At 40.3% G+C, this 22,834-nt stretch carries 22 protein-coding genes; 21 read left to right on the top strand and 1 reads right to left on the bottom strand.

Annotated features, from left to right (window positions below; translation table 11 throughout):
• The first annotated feature begins 42 nt into the window (after positions 1 to 42).
• The 21 genes from FXF36_RS12895 (at position 43) to FXF36_RS12795 (ending at position 21,528) form a co-directional block, all read left to right on the top strand.
• Positions 43 to 837 (top strand): hypothetical protein, encoded by a 795-nt coding sequence (locus FXF36_RS12895; protein ID WP_151624731.1) that lies wholly within the window; start codon positions 43 to 45, stop codon positions 835 to 837.
• A 33-nt stretch (positions 838 to 870) separates the two neighbouring features.
• The gene (locus tag FXF36_RS12890; protein ID WP_151624728.1) at positions 871 to 1,797 is read left to right on the top strand and encodes a chemotaxis protein; all 927 of its coding nucleotides are present in this window, start codon (positions 871 to 873) and stop codon (positions 1,795 to 1,797) included.
• Between the two features lie 251 nt (positions 1,798 to 2,048).
• Positions 2,049 to 3,944 carry a hypothetical protein gene (locus FXF36_RS12885; RefSeq protein ID WP_151624726.1) on the top strand — a complete coding sequence of 632 codons (1,896 nt, stop codon included), beginning with the start codon at positions 2,049 to 2,051 and terminating at the stop codon, positions 3,942 to 3,944.
• Positions 3,941 to 4,546 (top strand): imidazole glycerol phosphate synthase subunit HisH, encoded by a 606-nt coding sequence (gene hisH / locus FXF36_RS12880; RefSeq protein WP_151624724.1) that lies wholly within the window; start codon positions 3,941 to 3,943, stop codon positions 4,544 to 4,546. The genes FXF36_RS12885 and hisH overlap by 4 nt, the downstream gene beginning before the upstream one ends.
• 11 nt (positions 4,547 to 4,557) lie before the next feature.
• The gene (gene hisF, locus FXF36_RS12875) at positions 4,558 to 5,319 is read left to right on the top strand and encodes an imidazole glycerol phosphate synthase subunit HisF (protein WP_151624722.1); all 762 of its coding nucleotides are present in this window, start codon (positions 4,558 to 4,560) and stop codon (positions 5,317 to 5,319) included.
• 157 nt (positions 5,320 to 5,476) lie between these two features.
• Positions 5,477 to 6,259 carry a hypothetical protein gene (locus FXF36_RS12870; protein WP_151624720.1) on the top strand — a complete coding sequence of 261 codons (783 nt, stop codon included), beginning with the start codon at positions 5,477 to 5,479 and terminating at the stop codon, positions 6,257 to 6,259.
• A 111-nt stretch (positions 6,260 to 6,370) separates the two neighbouring features.
• Positions 6,371 to 7,090 carry an IMP cyclohydrolase gene (locus FXF36_RS12865; protein ID WP_151624718.1) on the top strand — a complete coding sequence of 240 codons (720 nt, stop codon included), beginning with the start codon at positions 6,371 to 6,373 and terminating at the stop codon, positions 7,088 to 7,090.
• A 133-nt stretch (positions 7,091 to 7,223) separates the two neighbouring features.
• Complete coding sequence (locus tag FXF36_RS12860; protein WP_151624716.1) at positions 7,224 to 8,402, top strand: phosphoribosylaminoimidazolecarboxamide formyltransferase; 1,179 nt, start codon at positions 7,224 to 7,226, stop codon at positions 8,400 to 8,402.
• A gap of 170 nt (positions 8,403 to 8,572) precedes the next feature.
• Positions 8,573 to 9,043, top strand: a complete 471-nt coding sequence (rimP, locus tag FXF36_RS12855) for a ribosome maturation factor RimP (protein WP_151624714.1) — start codon at positions 8,573 to 8,575, stop codon at positions 9,041 to 9,043.
• Between the two features lie 15 nt (positions 9,044 to 9,058).
• Positions 9,059 to 10,288 (top strand): transcription termination factor NusA, encoded by a 1,230-nt coding sequence (gene nusA / locus FXF36_RS12850; RefSeq protein WP_151624712.1) that lies wholly within the window; start codon positions 9,059 to 9,061, stop codon positions 10,286 to 10,288.
• The gene (gene rnpM, locus FXF36_RS12845; protein ID WP_151624710.1) at positions 10,288 to 10,557 is read left to right on the top strand and encodes an RNase P modulator RnpM; all 270 of its coding nucleotides are present in this window, start codon (positions 10,288 to 10,290) and stop codon (positions 10,555 to 10,557) included. Before nusA ends, rnpM begins: the two co-directional genes overlap by 1 nt.
• Entirely contained in the window at positions 10,544 to 10,846 is a 303-nt protein-coding gene (locus FXF36_RS12840; protein ID WP_151624708.1) for a L7Ae/L30e/S12e/Gadd45 family ribosomal protein, read from the top strand. Before rnpM ends, FXF36_RS12840 begins: the two co-directional genes overlap by 14 nt.
• A 21-nt stretch (positions 10,847 to 10,867) precedes the next feature.
• Positions 10,868 to 13,564, top strand: a complete 2,697-nt coding sequence (infB, locus tag FXF36_RS12835; protein ID WP_151624706.1) for a translation initiation factor IF-2 — start codon at positions 10,868 to 10,870, stop codon at positions 13,562 to 13,564.
• A complete protein-coding gene (gene rbfA / locus FXF36_RS12830; RefSeq protein WP_151624704.1) occupies positions 13,564 to 13,932 on the top strand; it encodes a 30S ribosome-binding factor RbfA in 369 nt (122 codons plus the stop codon). The genes infB and rbfA overlap by 1 nt, the downstream gene beginning before the upstream one ends.
• A 64-nt stretch (positions 13,933 to 13,996) precedes the next feature.
• The gene (locus FXF36_RS12825; RefSeq protein ID WP_151624702.1) at positions 13,997 to 14,971 is read left to right on the top strand and encodes a DHH family phosphoesterase; all 975 of its coding nucleotides are present in this window, start codon (positions 13,997 to 13,999) and stop codon (positions 14,969 to 14,971) included.
• Positions 14,972 to 14,975: 4 nt separating this feature from the next.
• Entirely contained in the window at positions 14,976 to 15,881 is a 906-nt protein-coding gene (truB, locus tag FXF36_RS12820) for a tRNA pseudouridine(55) synthase TruB (RefSeq protein WP_151624700.1), read from the top strand.
• A 5-nt stretch (positions 15,882 to 15,886) separates the two neighbouring features.
• On the top strand, positions 15,887 to 16,810 hold the full coding sequence (locus tag FXF36_RS12815) for a bifunctional riboflavin kinase/FAD synthetase (RefSeq protein ID WP_151624698.1): 924 nt from the start codon (positions 15,887 to 15,889) through the stop codon (positions 16,808 to 16,810).
• Positions 16,811 to 16,895: 85 nt separating this feature from the next.
• Positions 16,896 to 17,975, top strand: a complete 1,080-nt coding sequence (locus FXF36_RS12810) for a C40 family peptidase (RefSeq protein WP_151624696.1) — start codon at positions 16,896 to 16,898, stop codon at positions 17,973 to 17,975.
• Positions 17,976 to 18,067: 92 nt separating this feature from the next.
• The gene (locus FXF36_RS12805) at positions 18,068 to 18,574 is read left to right on the top strand and encodes an SEC-C metal-binding domain-containing protein (protein ID WP_151624694.1); all 507 of its coding nucleotides are present in this window, start codon (positions 18,068 to 18,070) and stop codon (positions 18,572 to 18,574) included.
• Between the two features lie 141 nt (positions 18,575 to 18,715).
• A complete protein-coding gene (locus tag FXF36_RS12800) occupies positions 18,716 to 20,212 on the top strand; it encodes a glycoside hydrolase family 43 protein (protein WP_151624692.1) in 1,497 nt (498 codons plus the stop codon).
• Between the two features lie 14 nt (positions 20,213 to 20,226).
• Complete coding sequence (locus tag FXF36_RS12795) at positions 20,227 to 21,528, top strand: hypothetical protein (RefSeq protein WP_151624690.1); 1,302 nt, start codon at positions 20,227 to 20,229, stop codon at positions 21,526 to 21,528.
• A gap of 18 nt (positions 21,529 to 21,546) precedes the next feature.
• On the opposite strand, the gene aroA is transcribed toward FXF36_RS12795, so the two are convergent.
• Complete coding sequence (gene aroA, locus FXF36_RS12790) at positions 21,547 to 22,827, bottom strand: 3-phosphoshikimate 1-carboxyvinyltransferase (RefSeq protein ID WP_151624688.1); 1,281 nt, start codon at positions 22,825 to 22,827, stop codon at positions 21,547 to 21,549.
• Positions 22,828 to 22,834: the final 7 nt, after the last annotated feature.

Here is a 22,834-nt window from a genome sequence, read left to right as displayed (position 1 = left end):
CTAATATACCATTAATGATTGGTATAATTTTCAGGAGAAGGCATGAAAACTAACAGAATTTTATTATTAACTTCTGTGTTGTGTTTTTCTCTATTAGCTACTGGTTGTGGCGAACCCATGCAGGAGCTAACCAGTGAAGAAGAAGCTATCATTTCTCTTTACGCAGCAAAGGCAGTTGCAAAATTCAACAAGAATCAGATTATTGGAATTGCAAATGCCAGAGTGAAAAAAGGCGAGCTCGAGGATGAATATAAGCCTGATGATTTAGAAGAGGATGAAGCGACGGGAGAGTTAACGGAGGAAGAGGGCTCAGAAGAACCTCAAATTGATCCTGAAACAGGTGAGATTATATCACCACCTGAGGATGGCAGCTCCGATGAAGAGGGTCAGGATGCAGAGAGTGAGACTGCTGATTCTTCTCAGGAGGCAGGATATTCCTTTACAAATGCTATTGATATTGAAGGGGTTTCCTTTACATGCTCCGACTTAACGGTAAATACAGAATACAAGCCAAATTCAAGCTTCGTATTAAATAAAATTAGTGGCAAGAAATACGTGGTACTTAATATTGAAGCCACCAACGAATCAGATGCCACGGTGGATTTTTCAAAGTATTCAAAGAGAGAATATGCACTTTCATTAAATGGTGGTGAGAAGTCAAACTCACAGTTCACCCCACTTACAAATGATTTATCAAGTTACAAGGGAAAGTTGGCAGCGGGTGAGACAAAATCCTTTGTCCTGGTATTTTTATTCAGTAATTCTACGGTTGATAATATTTCATCTCTAGAACTGTTTGTTACAAGTGATGGTACTACTAGAGGTACAACCATATAAATCATTTTTTGATTTAAATGAGAGGAGATTTGCATGGATACTAATATTTTATTGGAATCGGGTACTAACGAACTGGAAGTCCTGGAATTCAAGGTTGGCCAAAATTTTTATGGAATTAATGTGGCCAAGATTAGGGAGATTTTGTTGTATCAGCAGGTTACACCGCTTCCTAATGCTCATCCTTGTATTGAAGGAATTTTCATGCCAAGAGATATTATGATTTCTGTTATTTCTCTTCGCAAATGCTTGAATATTACTGATGAAGCTCCAAATGATGGCTTATTTATTATCACAAATTTCAACAGTTTGAATACTGCATTCCATGTAGATGAAGTTCTCGGAATTCATCGTGTATCCTGGGAAGATATTATCAAACCAGATGCAACAATCAGTTCTGATGAATCAGGTGTTTCTACTGGTGTTATTAAACTTGATGATCGTCTTGTTGTAATTCTTGACTTCGAGAAGATTGTTACAGATATCAATCCAGAGACTGGTCTTAAGGTTTCTGAAATGGATGATTATGAGACTCGCGACAGAAGTAAGTCACCTATCTTACTTTGCGAGGATTCACCACTTCTTTCAAAGCTTATTGTTGAATGCTTGAAGAAGGCTGGTTACACAAACCTTCTAATCAACATGAATGGTCAGGAAGGTTGGGATAAGCTTGTTGAACTTCACAAGAATGGAACCGTTCTTAATGATGTTCATCTTATTATCACTGATATTGAGATGCCTCTTATGGATGGTCACAGACTTTGCAAGCTTGTTAAGGAAAATGAGACTATGAAGAACATTCCGCTCATCATCTTCTCATCACTTATCAATGATGAGATTCGAAGGAAGGGCGAGAGCTTAGGAGCCGATGCACAGCTCACCAAGCCAGAGATTGGTAAACTTATCGCGGTAGTAGATGATCTTGTTGCCAAGTATGAAGCTGCTCGCAAAGCAAATTCGTAAATTAAAAACGTAGGGGTATGCCAAGCATACCCCTTTTTTAGAATAACTTGTAGATAACAAAGGTTATTTTGCTCAAGGAGCCAATCTCGCGACGGAGCAAAATAAAATTTGTTATCGTAACAAGTTAGTAGACTAGAGAGTGTAACAAGTTGGTAGACTAGAGAGTGTAACAAGTTGGTAGACTAGAGAGTGTAACAAGTTGGTAGACTAGAGAGTGTATCAAGTTGATATAAACTAAAGGGGGATACAACATGTCTCAGTCGGAGGACTACTTAGACGGGCTACTTAATTCAATAAACAAGGTCAAGACTGATGCTGAAAATGTTCGTGAAAATGCTGAGAAGAAACAACAGGAGTTTGTAGAAAGTAGGCGCGCAGTAAGTCCAGACGAGGACTTCTTAACTGCCAACGGAATTGATGTTCAGCAGACAAGGGCTAAGACTTCACATCCTTACCTCAGGAAGGTTCTTTCTGAGGAGGATTTTTTGCGCAAATTTGAGGAAGAATTAGAGACAGATGAGATAGATACATTTTTGTCTGCTTTCGAGCAGGAAATTGATGATGAGGAACATCTTTTTGAGACTACAGGTGCAACTTTAGATTCAGAGGATGTTGTAGATAAATTAATTAATGATATAGATGAGGCTGTTTCTGATGCAACAAAGCAGCTTGATGAGGAGCCAGAGGCACAGGCGCCAGAGGTTGCTGAAGCTGAGCCTGAGGATGCATCAATGGAAGAGCCTTCTTTTGATGCAGATACTATTTCTGAAAGTGATTCAGATTCTGAAAGCTCTGCTGATAATGATGATGACGATTCTGATTTAGAAATACCTGAAGAAGATGACGATGATATTGATTTATCCCAATTTGTAGAGGAAGCGGATGAGGATTCGGAGGAAGATACTGGTGATTCATCAGAGGGAGATGACGATTTAGGATTTTCACTTGATGACATAGTTGAGGAGGAGTCCGAGGAGGAACCTTTAGATGAATCCATGAAGGAATTTATGCCTGATGACATGGATGCCCTTGACGAGGTGGAATTTGGTGATGGCGAAGAACCTGATTTGTCTGGCGAGGGAGATTTGGACTTGGATAATATCCTTGAAGGGGAGGATGAAGACCTTCTCGATATCCAATCTCTTTTGAATGGCGATGAGGAAGGTGCTTTAGAATCCGGCGATATTGATGAATCTGCGGAGGCGGCTCCAGCTTCTGAGGACGCAGGTGGCAAGGGCGGCAAGAAAGAAAAAAAGAAGAAAGAAAAGAAAAAGAAGGAGAAGGGTGAAAAGAAACCTAATCCATTTTTACAAAAACTGGCACTTATCATTTTTGGTGCTCCTGATGAGGATGAAATCGCTGAGGCTGAAGCTGCAAAGCTTGCTGGTACAGTTGAGATTACATACGATGAGGAGGGTAATCCTATAATTCCTGAGGGTGGTATGCCAGAGGACCCTAAGGAAAAGAAGAAGAGAGAAAAAGAAGAGAAAAAGGCAGCTAAAGAAGCTGCCAAGAAAGAAAAAGAAGCAGCAAAGAAGGAGGCTGAGGCGGCTAAGCCGAAGAAAGAAAAGAAGCCTCCTAAGCCTAAGAAAGAGAAAAAGCCGAAGGAACCTGATAATTCTCCTAAAATTCCTATTTCCATTATTGCCACATTTTTGGTATTATCTATATCAATAATTGGTGTGGTAATGGTGGGTATGACTTTCACGGGCTTGAAGCGTCATATGGAGGAGGCCAAGATATACTTTGATCAGGGCAATTATATTGCTGCCTATGAAAAGATTAATGGCTATGATTTTAGAAATAATGAGAAGCTTGAACTTCTTAGAAATCAGGCTAGAACTCTAGCAGATTTACAGCAATGTCAGGACGAGTATGTTACCTTTATCAATGCAAAGATGTATAACTACGCACTTGATTCATTGCTTAAGGGCATTGGCCGTTATGAGAAATACAAGGATGACGCTTTGGAGTATGGTATTGCTGATGAATATGATGCTTTCGGTAATCAGATAATCAGCGAGCTCCAGGAAACCTTTGGATTATCCGTTGATCAGGCAATGGCAATCTATAAGCAGCCAAACCGACATTACTATACAATAGAACTTAGAAAGGTGCTGCGAGGCTTAGGGTTACCAGACTTATGATAGCGATACTTGATTACGATGCAGGAAATATTAAAAGTGTAGAAAAAGCTTTCAAAATCCTTGGTGAGGAAACTGTCCTTACCAGGGATTTTGGTGTGATTGAAAAGGCCGACCACGTGGTTTTACCAGGGGTCGGCTCTTTTGCTGCTGCGATGGAGCATTTAAAAAAATATGAGCTTGATAAGGCTATAAAGGATTATGTTCAAAGCGGCAGACCGTTCCTTGGAATTTGCCTGGGACTGCAACTATTGTTTGATTCCAGTGAGGAATCTGTTGGCGTAGAGGGATTACACCTTTTAGATGGTGAGGTGGTTCGAATTCCTGATGCCCCTGGAATCAAGGTGCCACATATAGGCTGGAATTCTCTTGATTATCCTAATAAGGGACGTCTTTTTGATGGGATTGACCAGGGCTCATTTGTGTATTTTGTGCATTCCTATTATTTGAAGGCCTCTGATCCTGCTATTGTCACAGCTTCCACAGAATATGGTTGTCACATACACGCTTCGGTTGAAAAAGACAATATTTTTGCATGCCAGTTCCATCCGGAGAAGAGTTCTACTGTAGGACTTAAGATACTTGCAAACTTTGCTAGATTATAAGGAGGTGTGCCTTGTTTACAAAAAGAATAATCCCATGTTTAGATGTTAAAGACGGTCGTGTAGTAAAAGGTGTTAATTTCGTTGACCTTCGCGATGCCGGTGACCCTGTTGAAATAGCAGCAGCCTATGATAAAGCTGGTGCAGATGAGGTTGTATTCCTTGATATTACTGCTTCCTCAGACCACCGCAATACTGTTGTCGATATGGTACGTCGCGTGGCTGAGCAGGTATTTATTCCATTTACTGTTGGTGGTGGAATTCGCACAGTTGATGATTTTAAGGCTCTTCTACGTGAGGGAGCAGATAAGATTTCCGTTAATTCTGCCGCAATTGATAATCCAAGACTTGTAGCTGATGCTGCAGATAAATTTGGAAGTCAGTGTGTGGTTGTTGCAATTGATGCAAAACGACGTGCCGATGGAAGCGGATTCAATATTTATAAGCATGGTGGCCGATTGGATTGCGGCATTGATGCTGTTGAGTGGGCGCTGCAGGTAGAAAAGCTTGGAGCAGGCGAAATACTTCTTACTTCAATGGATTGTGATGGCACAAAAGCAGGCTTCGACCTTGAGCTCACCAAAGCCGTTTCTGATGCTGTAAATATCCCTGTAATTGCCTCTGGCGGAGCAGGTACAATGGAACACTTTAAAGATGCTCTTACCATCGGTGGCGCCGATGCCGCCCTTGCTGCATCGTTATTCCACTACAAAGAACTCGAAATCCTAGATTTAAAGCGTTATTTGCGTGCCGAAGGAATTCCCGTCCGCTTGTAGCCGTAACAGGCGGATTGGGCTAGTTTGTAGCCGTAACAGGCGTACTTGGGTTATTTAACAGATTAGTCACAACTTTGGTGTATCATACTAGTAAGTATAAGTATGAGACTAAACAAGGGACATGGAAGTCCAGTTTTTATTCAAAGGAGTGATGTTTATGTCTTTAACTATTAATTCTTTCAATAACAATGTTATATCTTCGTTATTTTCATCGAATAACGTAGGCACCAACTCAATCTTTGGTGGCCTCGAAGGTTCCCTTATGAATTTAAATCAAATAAAGACTGGTACCTATGGCAAATTAGTTAAGTCTTATTATCAGAAGTACGATACTGAGGGTAATCTTAAGAGCGATACTTCTAAGAACTCTAAGGCTTCCAAGGAAGATACTTCAAAGGTTAGTGAAATTAGAAATGATGCCAGCGATTTAAGCAAGGCTACAGATAAGCTCTTGTCAAAGGGTTCTGATTCAATTTGGAAACAGATTGAAACAAAGGGTGAGGATGGTAAGGTAACAAAGGATTACGATAAGGATGCAATCTACAAAGCGGTGTCAGATTTTACAAAGGCCTATAATGATTTGGTAGATAGCGGACAGAAAGCTGATTCCACACCGATTTTAAGCCAGGTTGCTTCGATGGTTTCAACAACTGCTAAGACTGCCTCAACCCTTGGTAAGGCTGGTATTACAGTAGGAAGTGACAACCATCTTTCAGTAGACGAGGATTTTCTTAAGAATAAAGCAAATATGACCTACGTCAAAGACTTGTTTAATGGAACTGGTTCTTACGCATACCAGGTTGCCACTAAAGCATCAATGGCAAACTCTTATGCCAGCGCCGATTTATCCAAGCTCACAGGCAGCAAATCGTATACTAACAGTGGTTCCTACGAACTTTCGACAAACGATATTATCAAATCCTTCGATAAACTAACATGATTATAAGGCTTGTGGCCGTAACTGGTTGACCACAACCTACATTTTGGTGTAGACATAGACCCTGGGTTCAGTTATAATTTTGAGCGGAAATTGTACTATAAGGAGGAACCCATGGTAGTAAAATCTTTAGCAAGAGAATTATCAGAAACCACCTATCCAGGCAGAGGCATTGTCATTGGTAAATCATCAGATGGAACCAAGGCTGTCACTGCCTATTTTATTATGGGCCGTTCTGAGAATTCTAGAAACCGAGTATTTGTAGAGGATGGAGATGGCATTCGCACAGAAGCTTTTGATCCTTCCAAGCTGACTGATCCAAGCCTAATCATCTATGCACCAGTAAAAGTATTTAACGGTGATACAATCGTTACAAATGGAGACCAGACAGACACAATTTATGAGTATATGAAGGCTGGCGAGACCTTCGAGCAGTCTCTTCGCCACCGCGAGTTTGAGCCAGATGGCCCTAATTACACACCTCGTATTTCAGGTCTGATGCACTTCGAAAACGGACAGTTCAGTTATTCAATGTCAATTCTTAAATCTAACATGGGTGACCCTGATTCTTGTAACAGATACACCTTTAATTATTCTAATCCTAAGGCCGGTTCAGGTCGTTTTATTCACACTTATATGGGGGATGGAAATCCACTTCCTTCTTACGAAGGCGAACCAACACCAATTGAAATCGATGGAGATATCGACGCATTCACAGATCTCGTTTGGAGCAATTTGAACTCCGATAACAAAGTATCTCTTTTTGTTCGTTATATCGACATTGCTACAGGCGCAAAAGAGACTCGCATAATTAACAAGAATATTCGTAAGTAACGTTTATTATTTTAAATTTTTAGATGAGCTGGTAGGTGTAAAGCTGTTGGTGTTACTAAAGCGAAGCATTTTACGCTGAGCGTAGTAATACCAAGGCTTGATACCGTAACCAGCGGATTATAGGAGGAGAATAATGCAAGAATTAGAATTAAAATATGGATGTAATCCTAATCAAAAGCCATCACGCATATACATGGAGGAAGGCGAGCTCCCAATCGAAGTTTTAAGCGGTAAGCCAGGTTACATCAATTTCTTAGATGCTTTCAATGGCTGGCAGCTGGTTTCAGAGCTTAAGAAAGCTACAGGCCTTCCAGCAGCTACTTCATTTAAGCATGTAAGCCCAGCTGGTGCTGCTGTAGGTCTTCCACTTTCAGAGGTTGAGAGAAAAATTTACTGGTGTGATGACCTTGATATGGAATTCACTCCACTTGCAAACGCATATGCTCGTGCCCGTGGCGCAGATAGAATGTCTTCCTTTGGTGATTTTATTTCCCTTTCTGATGTGTGTGATGTGGCAACTGCAAAGCTTATTAAGCGCGAGGTTTCTGATGGTGTTATAGCTCCAGGATACGAGCCAGAGGCTCTTGAAATCTTAAAGGCAAAGAAGAACGGAAACTATGCTGTAATCAAAATCGATCCAAGCTATGTTCCAAAGCAGCTTGAGCGAAAGGAAGTATTTGGCATCACTTTTGAGCAGGGCAGAAATGAGCTTGTTATTGATGATGATTTCTTTGCAAATATTGTTACTGAGAATAAAGAGCTTACTGAACAGGCAAAGATTGACCTTGCAATTGCAATGATTACCCTTAAGTACACTCAGTCAAATTCAGTTTGCTATGTAAAGGATGGCCAGGCAATTGGTATTGGTGCTGGTCAGCAGTCACGAATTCACTGTACACGTCTTGCTGGTCAAAAGGCGGATAACTGGTGGCTTCGTCAGTCTCCAAAGGTTCTTGGACTTGATTTCGTTGATGGAATCAAGCGTGCCGATAGAGATAATGCAATTGATCTTTACATCGGTGATGAGTTTGAGGATGTTATCGGTGATAATGTATGGGAGAAGACTTTCAAGACCAGACCATCTGAATTTACAAGAGCAGAGAAGCGTGCTTGGCTTGACAAGATGACAGGTGTTGCACTTGGTTCTGACGCATTCTTCCCATTTGGAGACAATATTGAGCGCGCCCACAAGTCTGGTGTTCAGTACGTGGCTCAGCCAGGTGGTTCAGTTCGTGATGACAATGTTATTGATACCTGCAATAAGTACAATATGGTTATGGCATTTACTGGACTTCGTTTATTCCACCACTAATTGTGTGCAATTGTCGTTCAATTCTTTATTAAATGCCCCAAAAGGCTTGCAAATATCAGATTTTTTGCTATAATAAACATGTTATTGAAGAGAGCGACTGAAGAGAGAGCATTAAGCTCTCTCTTTATTTATGCTTTCGTAACGCTGAAAACTGAATAGAGGAGGACATTATGTCAAAACACACCGATTACGAAAAACGTACGGAAGAAATGATTACTCCTATTCTTGATGAGATGGGCTTTGAGCTCTACGACGTTGAATACGTTAAAGAGGGCGAGGATTATTATCTTAGAGCCTACATCGACAAGGAAGGTGGAATCACAATTGACGACTGTGTTGAGGTTAGCCGCAGAATGAACGAGCTTTTGGATGCGCAGCCAGACATAGGCGGAAATGAAGGTTACATTTTTGAGGTTAGCTCACCAGGTCTTGGACGAGTTCTCAAAAAGGACAAGCATTTTGAAAAGGCAATTGGTTCTGATGTCGATATCAAGACATACAAGCCAATTAACGGAGCAAAGGAATTTACAGGATGTCTTAAGGCATTCGATAAAGATACTATTACCATCGAATTCGAAGATGGAACAGAGATATTTAACAGATCAGATGTTGCACAGGTTAGATTATCATTAGATTTCTAGGTATAAGGAGGAATTATGGCAGCTAATACAAATGATTTTTGGGATGCTCTTACAGATCTTGCAAAAGAAAAAAATATCAGCATGGATGTTTTAATCGAGACAATCGAGAATTCATTGCTTATCGCATGTAAGAACAATTATGGAAAGGCAGATAATGCTACAGTAGAAATCGACAAAACTACTGGTGAGTATCATGTTTACCTTTCAAAGACTGTTGTTGATGAGGTTATGGACCCAGTTGAGGAGATTTCTCTTTCTGATGCTCAGGATATTAGCGGAAAACATGCTATCGGAGATATCATCCAGATTGAAGTTAAATCTAAGGACTTCGGTCGTATCGCAGCTACTGCAGCAAAGAATACAATTACTCAGAAAATCCGTGAGGAAGAGCGTAAGGTTCTTTACGAGGAGTATTATGAGCTTCAGCACAAGGTAGTTACAGGTGTTGTTACACGTTTCTCAGGTAGCAATATTCATGTTAATCTTGGTAAGCTTGAGGGCTTCCTTTCAGAGTCTGAGCAGGTTAAGGGCGAGTATTACAAGCCACAGGACCGTATCAAGGTTTACATAGTAGAGGTTAAGACTTCAAACAAGGGACCACGTATTCTTGTTTCTCGTACACATCCAGAGCTTGTTAAAAAGCTTTTTGAGGAAGAGGTTTCTGAGGTTCGCGATGGTATCGTTGAAATTAAGTCAATCTCTCGTGAGGCTGGTAGCCGTACAAAGATTGCTGTTTGGTCAAATGATGAGGATGTTGATCCAGTAGGAGCTTGCGTTGGCCAGAACGGTACTCGTGTAAATGCTATCGTTAACGAACTTCGCGGTGAGAAAATCGATATCGTTGAATGGGATGAGAACCCAGCTTACCTTATTGAAAATGCACTTTCACCTGCAAAGGTTGTTGCTGTTATCGCTGATGCAGATGAGAAGACAGCACGTGTAGTTGTTCCAGATTATCAGCTTTCACTTGCCATCGGTAAGGAAGGACAGAATGCTCGTCTTGCTGCTCGTCTTACAGGCTTCAAGATTGACATCAAGAGTGAGACTCAGGCTAAGGAAGCAGGCGATTTCCTTGACTACGAAGAGGATTATGATGATGACGAGTACTATGATGACGATGAGTACTATGATGAGGATGGAGAGTACACTGATGATGCAGAGTACGAAGAGGACTATGAGGATTCTGAGGAATCAGAGGAGTCTGAGTACGAAGAGGATTCAGAGGAAGCTACAGAGGAAGAATAATGAAAGCACAGGAATTACCTCTTAGAAAATGCGTTGCCTGCAATTGTATGAAGCCAAAGAATGAGCTTTTCAGAGTCGTTAGACTTCCTGAAGGTATTCAGCTTGATCCTTCATATAAGGGACAGGGACGTGGCGCCTATGTTTGCCGCAATCTGGAATGCATAGCGCTTGCACAGAAGAAAAAGTCTTTTAACAGAGCTTTGAAATGTGCAGTTTCTGATGATGTGCTTAACAGTTTATATATGGAGTTGGAAAATGGCAGTAGATAAAGCATTAAATATGATTAGCATGTCCATGAAGGCAGGAAAGCTCGTAAGTGGCGAATTCGCCTGCGAACAGGCTATCAAAGATGGCAGTGGTTTTCTTTGCATTATTGCAACAGATGCATCTGCAAATACTAAAAAATCATTTTCAAATTCCTGTGAATTCTACAATGTGAAATATGTAGAATATGGAACAAAAGAATCTTTAGGTCATGCAATTGGAAAAGAATATCGGGCATCAATTGTAGTGTGCGATGAAAATTTATCCTTAAGCATTCAAGATAAGATACAGTAGTTGTAATGAGGAGGATATTAGATGGCAAAAATAAAAGTACATGAATTAGCCAAAGAGCTTGGCAGGGAAAGTAAAGATTTAATTACTTTTCTTGAAGCTAATGGAATAGAAGCAAAGCCTCAAAGCGGTGTCGAGGACGACATGGCTGCTAAAATCAGAGCAAATTTCTCAAAGAAGGCTGAACCAAAGAAGGAAAAGTCAACAGAGAAGTCTGGTGAGAAGCAGGCTCATGCCGTAGACAAGGACGGAAACCCTGTAAAGAAGCCTCGTCCAGTTGATAAGGATGGAAATCCAATAAAGAAAAAGAAGAACGTATTCGTTGTTACTCGTGACAGAGATGACAGACGTAGACGTCCAGGCTCTGATTCTTCTAGAAACGAGAACAGAGATGGAAATAATGGACAGAAGAAGGCTCAGCAGCAGGCTGCTGCACCAAGAGGGCCAATCAGACCTCGTTCATTTGCTGATGGTGTTCGTCCATCACAGCGTGCTTCTGCACAGTCTACTGATACTGAGTTTGTATCAAAGAAGAACGTAGCTGAGGAGACTCAGGAGCGCCCATCAAAGAGAAACGAACGTCCAGAGAGACCAGAACGTCAGGAGCGCCAGGATCGTCAGGAACGTTCAGAGAGACGTGATAATCGTCAGGATAGACCAGAGCGTGGTGATAGACCTTCACGTGGTGATAAGCCAGCTGGAAAGCGTCCAGAGAAGCGTGCTGATGGAAATAACGATCGCAGAAATGAGGGAAGACCTTCACGTCCATCACAGCAGGCATCTGCTCCAGATGTAGCACCAGCATCAAACGCTAAGGGCGGACGTCGTGACGACAAGAAAAAGAAGAATAACAAGGACAACAATAATTTAGGCGGCAAGAAGCAGGAGAATTTCATCAATCTTGAAAAGAATGGTGGAAAGAAGAAAAAGAACAATGCTCCTAAGGCTCCAGAGCGTAATATGGAAGAGGTTCTTACAATCACTATTCCTGAGAGAATCACAATCAAGGATCTTGCTGACAAGATGAAGGTTCAGGCTTCTGCAGTTGTTAAGACTCTTTTCATGAAGGGTACTATGGTTACAGTTAACCAGGAGGTAGACTTCGAGAAGGCTGAGGAAATCGCTCTCGAGTTCAACTGTATCTGCGAGGAAGAGGAAAAGGTTGATGTTATCGCTGAACTTCTCAAGGAAGAGGAAGAGGATACAACAAACTACCCATCTCGTCCACCTGTTGTCTGCGTAATGGGTCACGTTGACCACGGTAAAACATCACTTCTTGATGCTATCCGTGATACAAAGGTTACAGATCGTGAGGCTGGTGGTATCACACAGCATATCGGTGCTTACACAGTTTCAATCAATGGTCAGGACATCACATTCCTTGATACTCCTGGTCATGAGGCATTCACAGCAATGCGTATGCGTGGTGCTAATTCAACTGATATCGCAATACTTGTAGTTGCTGCTGATGATGGTGTTATGCCTCAGACAGTTGAAGCTATCAACCATGCTAAGGCTGCAGGCATCGAAATCATCGTTGCAATCAACAAGATTGATAAGCCAAACGCAAATATCGACAGAGTTAAGCAGGAGCTTTCAGAGTACCAGCTTATTCCTGAAGATTGGGGCGGAAGCACAGTATTCTGTCCAGTATCAGCTCACACTAAGGAAGGTATCGACAACCTTCTCGAGATGATCCTTCTTACAGCAGAGGTTCTCGAGCTTAGAGCTAACCCTAACCGTAAGGCTCGTGGTCTTGTTATCGAGGCACAGCTTGATAAGGGACGTGGCGCTGTTGCTACAGTTCTCGTTCAGAAGGGTACACTTCACGTTGGTGATCCTGTTGCCTGCGGTAGCTGCTATGGTAAGGTTCGTGCAATGCTTGATGATACAGGCGCACGCGTAAAGAGTGCAGGTCCTTCAGTTCCTGTTGAGATTCTTGGTCTTTCTGAGGTTCCAAACGCAGGTGAAGTACTTATGTCCTTCGATTCAGAGAAGGAAGCTCACTCATTTGCTGATACATTCGTAGCAGAGCACAAGAACAAGCTCGTTGAGCAGACTAAGTCTAAGATGTCTCTTGATGCACTCTTCAGCGAAATCGAGTCAGGAAACCTTAAGGAGCTTGACATCATCGTTAAGGCTGACGTTCAGGGTTCTGTTGAGGCTGTTAAGCAGTCACTTGAGAAGCTTTCTAACGAAGAAGTTGTTGTTAAGACCATCCACGGTGGTGTTGGTACAATCAATGAGTCAGACGTAGTTCTTGCTTCTGCATCAAATGCAATCATCATCGGTTTCAACGTTCGTGTTGATCCACAGGCTAAGATGACTGCTGATAGAGAAGGTGTAGATCTTCGTCTTTACAAGGTAATCTACGATGCAATCAACGATGTTGAGTCTGCTATGAAGGGTATGCTTGATCCAATCTTCGAGGAGAAGGTTATTGGTCACGCAGAGGTTCGCCAGATCTTCAAGGCTTCAGGCGTTGGAAACATTGCTGGTTCATACGTTACAGATGGTTACTTCCAGAGAGATTGTATGGTTCGCGTTACTCGTGAAGGCGAGCTAATCCACGAAGGTAAGCTTGGTTCCCTTAAGAGATTCAAGGATGATGTTAAGGAAGTTAAGACAAACTTCGAGTGTGGTCTTGTTATTGAAGACTTCAATGATGTTCAGGAAATGGATGTCATCGAGGCCTACATTATGGTTGAGGTACCTAGATAATGAGAAAAAATTCAGTTAAAAATACTCGCATTAACGAAGAAGTTATGCGTGAGCTTAGCAATATTATTCGTCTTGAGGTAAAGGATCCACGTATATCACCAGTTACATCGGTGGTATCTGTGGAGGTTGCCCCAGACTTAAAGACTTGCAAGGCATATATTTCGGTTCTCGGGGATGACGAGGCAGTAAAGAAGACTATCGAAGGTCTTAAGAGTTCTGCAGGCTTCATCCGCCGTGAGCTTGCTCACAGAATTAATCTTAGAAATACACCTGAGATTACTTTTGTAAGCGACCAGTCAATTGCTTATGCTGCAAAAATCAGCAAGCTTATTGATGAAGTAAATGCACCTTTGCATGAAAATGAATAGGCTTCCCCTTGAGGGGAAGCTGTCAGCTTTGCTGACTGATGAGGTGTAAGATAGGAGATTAGACATGATTAAAAATTTTGACTTACTAATATCAAACTCAAAGGCTATCGGTATCAGCGGTCACATTCGTCCAGACGGTGACTGTGTTGGTTCCTGCATGGCAATGTACAATTACATAGTTACATATTTCCCAGAGAAAGAAGTTCATGTCTATCTTGATCCTATTCCAAACATTTTTAAGTTCTTTAAAAATGCTGATAAGATTGAGGACATACATACAGTAGATGAGTCACAGACCTTTGATCTTTTCATTGCACTAGACTGTAGTGAGAGTCATCGTCTTGGTGATGTTGCTCCTTTCTTTTCAAGAGCAGCTCATACTGTATGTATTGATCATCATCTTACTAATGGTGGCTTTGCCGAGTTTTCATATATAATTCCTGATGACAGCTCTACCTGTGAGCTGATTTACAATCAGATTGGCAAGGACAAAATCACAAAGGACATTGCAGAATGTCTTTATACAGGTATTATTCATGATACTGGAGTGTTTCAGTATTCCTGCACTACAGAGTCCACAATGGACGCAGCAGGCTTTTTAATGACAAAGGGGATTGATTATCCAAAGATTTGTACAGATACCTATTACGCTAAGACCATGATTCAAAATCGCATGCTAGGTAAAGCTCTTTTGAATTGCAAGACATTTGAAGATGGAAGAATCATTGCTGCAGTTATTACAGCAGAGGATATGGCTGAATATGGTGCACAGAGCAAGCACTTAGAGGGCATCGTTCAACAGCTTCGTGATACAACTGGTGTAGAGGTTGCAGTTTTCCTTTATGAGCTTGAGGATGGTGATTTCAAGGGCAGCACAAGAGCGACTGGTGATGTTGATTTGACTGTTATAACTGGCAAGTATGGCGGTGGCGGACACAAGAAGGCTGCTGGTTTTTCTGTTGCCACAAAGGACCCATGGTCAGTTATTGCAGAAATAGTAGAAATGGTCAAAGTACAGTTTGACGAGTTAGGAATATAACATATTGAATAGCGGAATTATTAATGTCTATAAGGAGGCAGGCTTCACATCCTTCGATGTGGTTGCAAAGCTTCGAGGCATTTTAAAAATAAAGAAAATAGGACACACAGGCACCCTTGATCCAGATGCAACCGGAGTTCTTCCAGTTTGTGTTGGGAAGGCTACAAAGCTTTGTGATATGCTGACAGACAAGGATAAGGTTTACGAGTGTGTTATGCTTTTGGGAGTAGAAACTGACACTTATGATATGAGTGGAAGGATTCTCGAGAGAAAGTCAGTTACTTCCACAGAGGTGGAAGTTGAAGGTGCTATTAATTCATTTGTAGGAGACATTATGCAGGTTCCTCCTATGTATTCAGCACTAAAGGTCAACGGCAAGAAGCTTTATGAGCTTGCCAGAGAGGGCAAGGAAGTGGAGCGTAAGGCCAGACCAGTTACCATTTTTAGCATTGACATTTTAGACATGTCTTTGCCTGAGGTTTCAATTCGAATTCATTGCAGCAAAGGTACTTATATTCGTTCTCTTTGCCACGATATTGGTCAGCTTCTTGGCTGTGGTTGTGCAATGAAATCACTTGTCCGTACCAGAGTTAGTCAGTTTGATATCTCTGATGCCAAGACCTTGGATGAGATAGAGAAAATTGCTAAAAATGGAAATATAGACGGCATCATGATTAGCATTGCGGATGTTTTTGAGGGGTTGGGAACAGTTTTTGTTATTCCAACAGAAGAGGCCTTAAAAATAGCTATGAATGGTGGCAAAATCCCATCTGAGATGGTTTTTGCTGAAGCTGTCAGCAGTTTTGAGGAGGATGCACGTTATAGAGTATTCCTTCCGGATAACAGATTCCTTGGAATTTACACTTATAAGGATTCTAAATTTGTATTGGAGAAGATGTTTCTAGAATAATTGTTATGGAGTATTTACATTCACTATTTGACACAAAAATCTCAGAGCCTACAGCTGTCACTGTAGGCAAATTTGATGGTGTCCACAGAGGGCACACACTTCTTACAACTGATATCATTTCTAAGAAGCAGCAAGGCCTTAAGTCTTGTCTGATTACCTTTACCAATTCTCCTAGAATTGCACTTGAAAAGGATAATTCTCCTTGTCTTATTACAAATAAGGAGAGGATGTTTATGCTTGATGATGGTGGCCTTGACTACCTCATTGAGTGCCCTTTTGATGAGCGTTTGATGCAGACAGATGCTGAAAGCTTCATTAGGTTTCTTGTTGAAAATATAAATATGAAATATATGATTTCAGGCTCAGATTTTACCTTTGGTTACAAGGGCGCAGGAAATGTTCAGCTTCTAACTGAGCTTTCTTCAAAGTTGGGCTTTGAATATAAGGTTATCGAGAAAATTCAGCAGAATAATCGAGACATTAGTAGTACTTATATTCGTGAAGAGCTTAAGGAAGGCCACATTGATGTTGTAAATGATATGCTTGGTTACGAGTACTTTGTATGGGGCGAGGTAGTGCATGGCGCGCATCTTGGCCATACAATCGGTATTCCTACTATCAATATTATGCCTGAGAAAATTAAGCTTGTTCCTAAGTTTGGTGTTTATGTTACCACAATAGATTTCGATGGTCGTATCTATCATGGTGTTACTAATGTAGGTACAAAGCCTTCTGTTTCAGACAAAAACATAGTTGGCATTGAGACTCATATTTTGGATTACAATGGTGATTTATATGGGCGTTATGTAAAGGTTACCTTCAAAAGCTTCCTTAGACCTGAAATGAAATTTGAATCTATTGAACAGTTAAAAGAGCAGATGAATGCCGATAAAATCACAGCTAAAGCATACTTTAACAAGCAAATATGACATAATTATTACAAAATATTGACATCGTCAAATAAACTTGATATACTGTCAAAAGTTTCGTGTTATGGTTTTTATTGGAGGTTTTATGAAGAAACGTATTGCTTCAGCTTTTTCTATTGCTTGTGCGACTATGCTTATGCTTGATTTTGCATATGATACACAGGCAAATAAAAATACAACTGAATCATCTGAGGTTTCTACAGAGGCATCTATTACAGCAGGTGCTGTTTCTGTAGCATCAGTTGATTTGTCATCACTTGAAGAGGCAACAGTTACAGATTCTAACGCTGTTGCTACTGCAAAGTCTCTTGGCGATATCTATGGTTATAAGAATCTTGGTATCTGTAATGTAACAGAGGGAAATCTTAATATTCGTGAGAGTGCTTCAGCTGATGCAAAGCTTGTTGGTAAGTTTCCAGCAAATGCAGGCTGCGAAATCGTCAGCACAGATGGCGATTGGAGCTATATCAAGTCTGGAGAGGTTGAGGGTTACGTTCTTTCTGAATACCTTTTGACTGGTACAGAGGCTTGGGATAAGGCTGTTGAGCTTGCTGAGTATGTTGCTACAGCTACAACTGGTGGACTTAGAGTTCGTGCAGAAGGCAATACTGACTCAGAGATTATCTATCAGCTTGCAGAAGGCGAAGAAATTGCAATACTTGATAACACTCAGGATCAGGAGTGGATTAAGGTTGATGTAGATGGTGATGAGGGATATGTTTCAGCGGAGTATGTTGATGTTGATTTATCTCTAAAGACAGCTATGACTCTTACAGAGGCTCGTTACGGCGCAGGCGTTTCTGATGTTCGTATGGCTGTATGTGAGTATGCTCTTCAGTTTGTCGGCAATCGTTATGTTTGGGGTGGTACATCTCTTACAAATGGTGTTGACTGTTCTGGATTTACAATGCAGATTATGAAGCAGTATGGCGTATACCTTAGTCATTCATCAAAGGCTCAGGCAAATGAGGGTACTACAATTTCTACTTCAGACCTTAAGCCTGGTGATTTGATTTTCTACGGAAAGGGTAAGAGCATCAATCACGTTGCTATTTATATTGGTGGTGGACAGATAGTTCATGCATCAAACAAGCGTGATGGTATCAAGATCTCAAATTATACATATCGTACACCAATTAAGTGTGTCCGTGTTTTATACGATTAATATTTAGGGCTACCTTCTGGTAGCCTTTTATGTTAAAATTACTTCTGTGGCAAACCACAGAATTTGATAATTATATTGGAGAGGATTATAAAATGAGTTTACTTGAACAGTGGCAAAAGATTGCCTACAATCAGAATCAATCTCAGGCTGATTTACAGAGATTCTGGCAGAAATATTTTCTTTTAGAGAAGGGCATTTACGAGCAGCTTCTTGAGGACCCAGACACAGAGGTTAAGGGTACAGTTAAAGAGCTCGCTGAGAAATATAAGATTGATGTTATGCCTATGGTTGGTTTCCTTGATGGAATTAATGATTCCCTTGTTGAGGCAAACCCAATCGAGACAATGGATGAGGACACAGTTGTTTCTCTTAAGTTCGATAAGGAAAAGCTTTTCAAGAACATGATTGATGCAAAGGCTGATTGGCTTTACGGACTTCCACAGTGGGCAAACATTTTTGATGAGGACAAGCTTAAGGCTCTCACTAAGGAAGCTAAGAATATGCACACTATCATCCGTACAGAGAAGAAGGTTGGACGTAATGATCCATGTCCATGCGGCTCTGGTAAGAAGTATAAGTTCTGCTGCGGTAAGAAATAAGTCATTTATATTACTAAATTAGTCAAAAAACACACCTTATTACAGGTGTGTTTTTTTTATACTTAAAGAAGGCTTCCCCTTGAGGGGAAGCTGTCAGCTTTGCTGACTGATGAGGTGAATAAACTTAGGAGAAATAATAGTATGCTAATCACAAATCCTTTAATTAATTCTGATATGCCTGATCCAGACATTATCAAAGCCAATGGCTATTACTATATGGTAAGCACCACAATGTTTTTTATTCCTGGAGCACCAATACTTCGTTCCAAGGATTTAAAGAATTGGGAGATTGTGTCATACATCTTTGACAAGATAGCTGATAATGATATTTACAATCTTAAGAATGGAAAAAATGCTTATGGAGCTTGCCAATGGGCCACTACGCTTGCATTTTACAATGGAATTTTCTATGCAGCATTCGTCTGCAATGATTTAAAAAAGACGTTCATTTTTCATACAGATGACATTGAAAAGTCTAATTGGGAAAGAGCAGAAATTGCTGGTATCAAGCATGATCCTAGCTTTCTATTTTGGAGAAAAAAAGTTTATCTTGTTTATGGTAATGGCGATATTCGTATTGCAGAGCTCAATCATGATTTTTCCGGTATTGTAGATACTACAGACAGGCTTCTGTTTTCTACCAATAGAAACAATATTATGCTTCGTTGTGAAGGTTGTAGAGCATACGTTAGAAATGGCTATATTTACCTTTGCTTTATTGAATGGCCGGATGAAGGTTACGGAAATAGTAGGCGAAGAGAGATTTGCTATAGAGGAACAAGTCTTGAGGGAACCTTTGACAGAAGAGTAATATTTGATGATGCTTGCAATTATCGTAATTGCGGTATTGCTCAGGGCGTTATCATTGATGGCTATGATGGCAACTGGTATAGCCTGATGTTTCAGGATCACGGAGCTGTTGGTCGAATTCCATATTTGCTTCCTTTAAAATGGGAAGAGGACTGGCCTGTAATTGGCATCAATGGAAAGGCACCTGTTAGCTTCAAAATTGATGCTACTGAAGTTATCACGGAGCCACTAGTTACTGGTGATACTTTCGAGCATGATGAGGATATTTTACCTTTACAGTTCCAATGGAATCATAATCCGATTGATGAAGCTTGGTCATTTACTGAAAGAAAAGGTTATCTTCGTCTAAGAAATGCGCAGCTTGCAGATAATCTACTTACAGCTAGAAATACTCTTACCGAAAGAACTGTGACACCTAAATCCGTATTTACGATAGAAGGTGATTTCTCTGGTATGAAGGGTGGAGACTATGCTGGTCTTGCTGCATTTATGGGGAAATATGGCACTATAGGTCTCGCAAAATCCAACGGCGAATTCTATATCACTCAGACACGTAAAGAAGAGACTGAGATTAGACAAAATGTTTCAGAAATTCAAGGCTTTAATTGTAATCATTTTTGGCTTAGAATAGTTTTCGATTTTGAAAATAATGACAAGGCATTTTTCTATTATTCTATGGATGGCACGGACTTTATTGAGTTCGGAGAACCACTTGATATGGAGTTTACATTAGATGTTTTCGTGGGATACCGTATAGGCGTATTTTCATACGGAACCAAGAATCTTGGTGGTGTCGTTGATTTTCGAAATCTAAATTTTAGCGAATAGAGGACACTAAATAAATGAATTGCTATAAACAAGGCGAGTTTGATGTCACATTACTTGATGAAGAAAGTGTTGGAGTGAAGATTGCCAAAAGAGTTATTTTGGTTCATAAAATATCTTTATTATACTTCGGATTGCTTTTGTTCCTTGGATATTATTATCTAAAGGATTACATTAGATTATATATTGATGGAAGCTTTAATATTTCATTCTTTGCATCGATTTTGACACTTTATGTGGGACTTCTTTCAGGTTATGCAAATATTACAAAAAAGAAGCTATTATCATTTGTACCCAAGGAAGTGCATGATTACACCCTGTATTTATATCACAGGCATGTACTTTGCAAATCGCCAGGATATAAAAAGCTCTTCTTAAAATCAATGGCTGTAGCTGATGCAAAGATGGGTGATAAGGAAAAATGTAGACAGGCTGTAGATTTAATTCCGGCATCTTTTAAGAATGATGATTTAGAGCTTGTAAAAGAATGGATTAATTCTGAGGAACAAGACTTTGATGAGAGTAAACTTGCCAAGCAAAAGGCAGCTAATCCCTTTGTCATCATTATTTTTGCTTTACTATTAGCCTATGGTGTATTTTTCATAGGTATGGATTTAAATTACCTTTCCTGTGGTAGATATTTTCAAAGGTTTTTGACTGGATTGTCACTTTTGGATTCTATCATATCAGTTTCATTGATATATGCGTTTGGTGTATCTCTTATTGTTGCCATACATAAAAAAGGCAAGCAAAATAAGAAAGCATTCTTTATATTGTTTTGTATATTCTCTCTTTTAGGCTGCCTTATTTATAAGAGTGAATTGGTAAGCTGTTTTGAAAGATATGAACCTAGATGGAGTGATGCTGATGAGGAACTGATTGATTCCTATGATTATGATGACTATAGCTCAGATGACTATTCTGATTATGATTATAGCAATGAAGAGGACTATTCAATTGACGCATCCTCAGAGCCATACAATGATATTGATATTATGAATGACATGATTATTTTGGCTGGGTTTCTCAAGGAGCAGGGAATAATTGAGGATTATTATTCCAATCTTAATTTAAGCTATACTGCAAAAGGAAATGTTAGAGGAACAGTTTATAGGGATGAAAGCTATGAATACAATCTCTACGATAATGGCTTAAAGCAGGATGAGAATGGAAATGACTGCTTAGAGCTTGTACTTGAGGCAGAGCCTCTCGATGAAAATGGAAATTCTTTGGGTCAGACAGAGGCAAGCCTTAAAGGTTTTTATCTTATTAATCTTGAGACGAATAAAATAATTGATGAGCATAAGACTCATTGGTAAAAAAGTACCTCACTAACTTTATTGGTTAGTGAGGTTATTTAATGTTTTAAAGAAATCTGGATATGAAATACAACAACAATCTTCGTTGTCAAAAGTTGTTTCTCCATCAGCTACAAGTCCTGCTATTGCAAAGGCCATGGCAATGCGGTGATCTATATACGTATTTACGGTAGTGCCGTGGAGTACCTTGCCACCGTTTATAATCATTCCGTCATCAGTAGGAGTCATATCACAACCCATATTTTTGAGGTTCTCTGTGACTGTAGCGATACGGTCGCTTTCTTTTACTTTTAATTCTGCTGCATCCTTTATTACAGTAGTACCTGTTGCACAGGCAGCCATAACTGCAATTACAGGGATTTCGTCTATAAGGGCTGGTATTATTTCACCTGAAACTTCGCATCCGTGGAGCTCACTTGTAGTTACATGGATATCAGCTACTGGTTCACCACTTACAACTCGTTCATTTAATAATTCTATATTTCCACCCATGGCCTGGGCTACTTTAATGATTCCTGCACGTGTAGGATTCGTATTTACGTTTTTAATTAATAAATCAGCATTAGGGCATATAAGACCTGCAACAATAAAGTATGCAGCTGAAGAAATATCGCCAGGTACTTCGATTTTTTGACCAACCAGTTTTGGATTTCCAACTATTGATGCTGTCAAACCTTCGGACTTTATATCAGCGCCAAATCCTGAAAGCATAAGCTCAGAGTGATTACGAGATATTACAGGCTCGGTCACAGAAGTAATACCATCAGCATAAAGTCCAGCCAAAAGCACACAGGATTTTACCTGAGCAGAAGCAACAGGAGAGTCATAATGGATAGCTTTTAAAGGACTACCGCCAATTTCAAGAGGAGCGCAGTTGTTGTTTTTGATTGAGCGAATATGAGCACCCATTTGTGAAAGAGGGGTGATAATTCTTCCCATAGGCCTCTTCTGTATAGATTCATCACCATTTAAGGAGCTTACAAATGGCTGTCCAGCTAAAATTCCGGAAATAAGTCTGGTAGTGGTTCCGCTGTTTCCAACATCAAGCATTTGCTTAGGCGCAGTAAGACCATGCAATCCTTTACCGTGAATTACAACATGGTCCGACTCTTGCTTTATATCAATCCCCATGTCTCTAAAGCATGCGATGGTAGACCTGCAATCTGCACCATCCAAAAACCCGGTAAGCTCTGTTATACCTTCAGAAATAGCGCCAAACATAACGCCACGGTGGCTAATTGATTTATCTCCTGGAACAGTTATTTCGCCCTTTAGGCTTTTAACCTTAGTAATAGTCATAACTCAT

Source organism: Pseudobutyrivibrio xylanivorans, assembly GCF_008935055.1.
GTDB lineage: Bacteria > Bacillota > Clostridia > Lachnospirales > Lachnospiraceae > Pseudobutyrivibrio > Pseudobutyrivibrio xylanivorans_A.
The sequence above is the reverse complement of the archived record's forward strand: the minus strand, read 5'-3'. Positions and strand labels throughout refer to the sequence as shown.

Coding starts and splice junctions, on each gene's coding strand:
- FXF36_RS12815 (WP_151624698.1), top strand. CDS start 15,887: ATGGAGTATTTACATTCACTATTTGACACAAAAATCTCAGAGCCTACA.
- FXF36_RS12810 (WP_151624696.1), top strand. CDS start 16,896: ATGAAGAAACGTATTGCTTCAGCTTTTTCTATTGCTTGTGCGACTATG.
- FXF36_RS12890 (WP_151624728.1), top strand. CDS start 871: ATGGATACTAATATTTTATTGGAATCGGGTACTAACGAACTGGAAGTC.
- FXF36_RS12895 (WP_151624731.1), top strand. CDS start 43: ATGAAAACTAACAGAATTTTATTATTAACTTCTGTGTTGTGTTTTTCT.
- FXF36_RS12800 (WP_151624692.1), top strand. CDS start 18,716: ATGCTAATCACAAATCCTTTAATTAATTCTGATATGCCTGATCCAGAC.
- infB (WP_151624706.1), top strand. CDS start 10,868: ATGGCAAAAATAAAAGTACATGAATTAGCCAAAGAGCTTGGCAGGGAA.
- hisH (WP_151624724.1), top strand. CDS start 3,941: ATGATAGCGATACTTGATTACGATGCAGGAAATATTAAAAGTGTAGAA.
- FXF36_RS12870 (WP_151624720.1), top strand. CDS start 5,477: ATGTCTTTAACTATTAATTCTTTCAATAACAATGTTATATCTTCGTTA.
- rimP (WP_151624714.1), top strand. CDS start 8,573: ATGTCAAAACACACCGATTACGAAAAACGTACGGAAGAAATGATTACT.
- rbfA (WP_151624704.1), top strand. CDS start 13,564: ATGAGAAAAAATTCAGTTAAAAATACTCGCATTAACGAAGAAGTTATG.
- nusA (WP_151624712.1), top strand. CDS start 9,059: ATGGCAGCTAATACAAATGATTTTTGGGATGCTCTTACAGATCTTGCA.
- FXF36_RS12865 (WP_151624718.1), top strand. CDS start 6,371: ATGGTAGTAAAATCTTTAGCAAGAGAATTATCAGAAACCACCTATCCA.
- rnpM (WP_151624710.1), top strand. CDS start 10,288: ATGAAAGCACAGGAATTACCTCTTAGAAAATGCGTTGCCTGCAATTGT.
- FXF36_RS12805 (WP_151624694.1), top strand. CDS start 18,068: ATGAGTTTACTTGAACAGTGGCAAAAGATTGCCTACAATCAGAATCAA.
- FXF36_RS12795 (WP_151624690.1), top strand. CDS start 20,227: ATGAATTGCTATAAACAAGGCGAGTTTGATGTCACATTACTTGATGAA.
- FXF36_RS12885 (WP_151624726.1), top strand. CDS start 2,049: ATGTCTCAGTCGGAGGACTACTTAGACGGGCTACTTAATTCAATAAAC.
- FXF36_RS12825 (WP_151624702.1), top strand. CDS start 13,997: ATGATTAAAAATTTTGACTTACTAATATCAAACTCAAAGGCTATCGGT.
- FXF36_RS12840 (WP_151624708.1), top strand. CDS start 10,544: ATGGCAGTAGATAAAGCATTAAATATGATTAGCATGTCCATGAAGGCA.
- FXF36_RS12860 (WP_151624716.1), top strand. CDS start 7,224: ATGCAAGAATTAGAATTAAAATATGGATGTAATCCTAATCAAAAGCCA.
- aroA (WP_151624688.1), bottom strand. CDS start 22,827: ATGACTATTACTAAGGTTAAAAGCCTAAAGGGCGAAATAACTGTTCCA.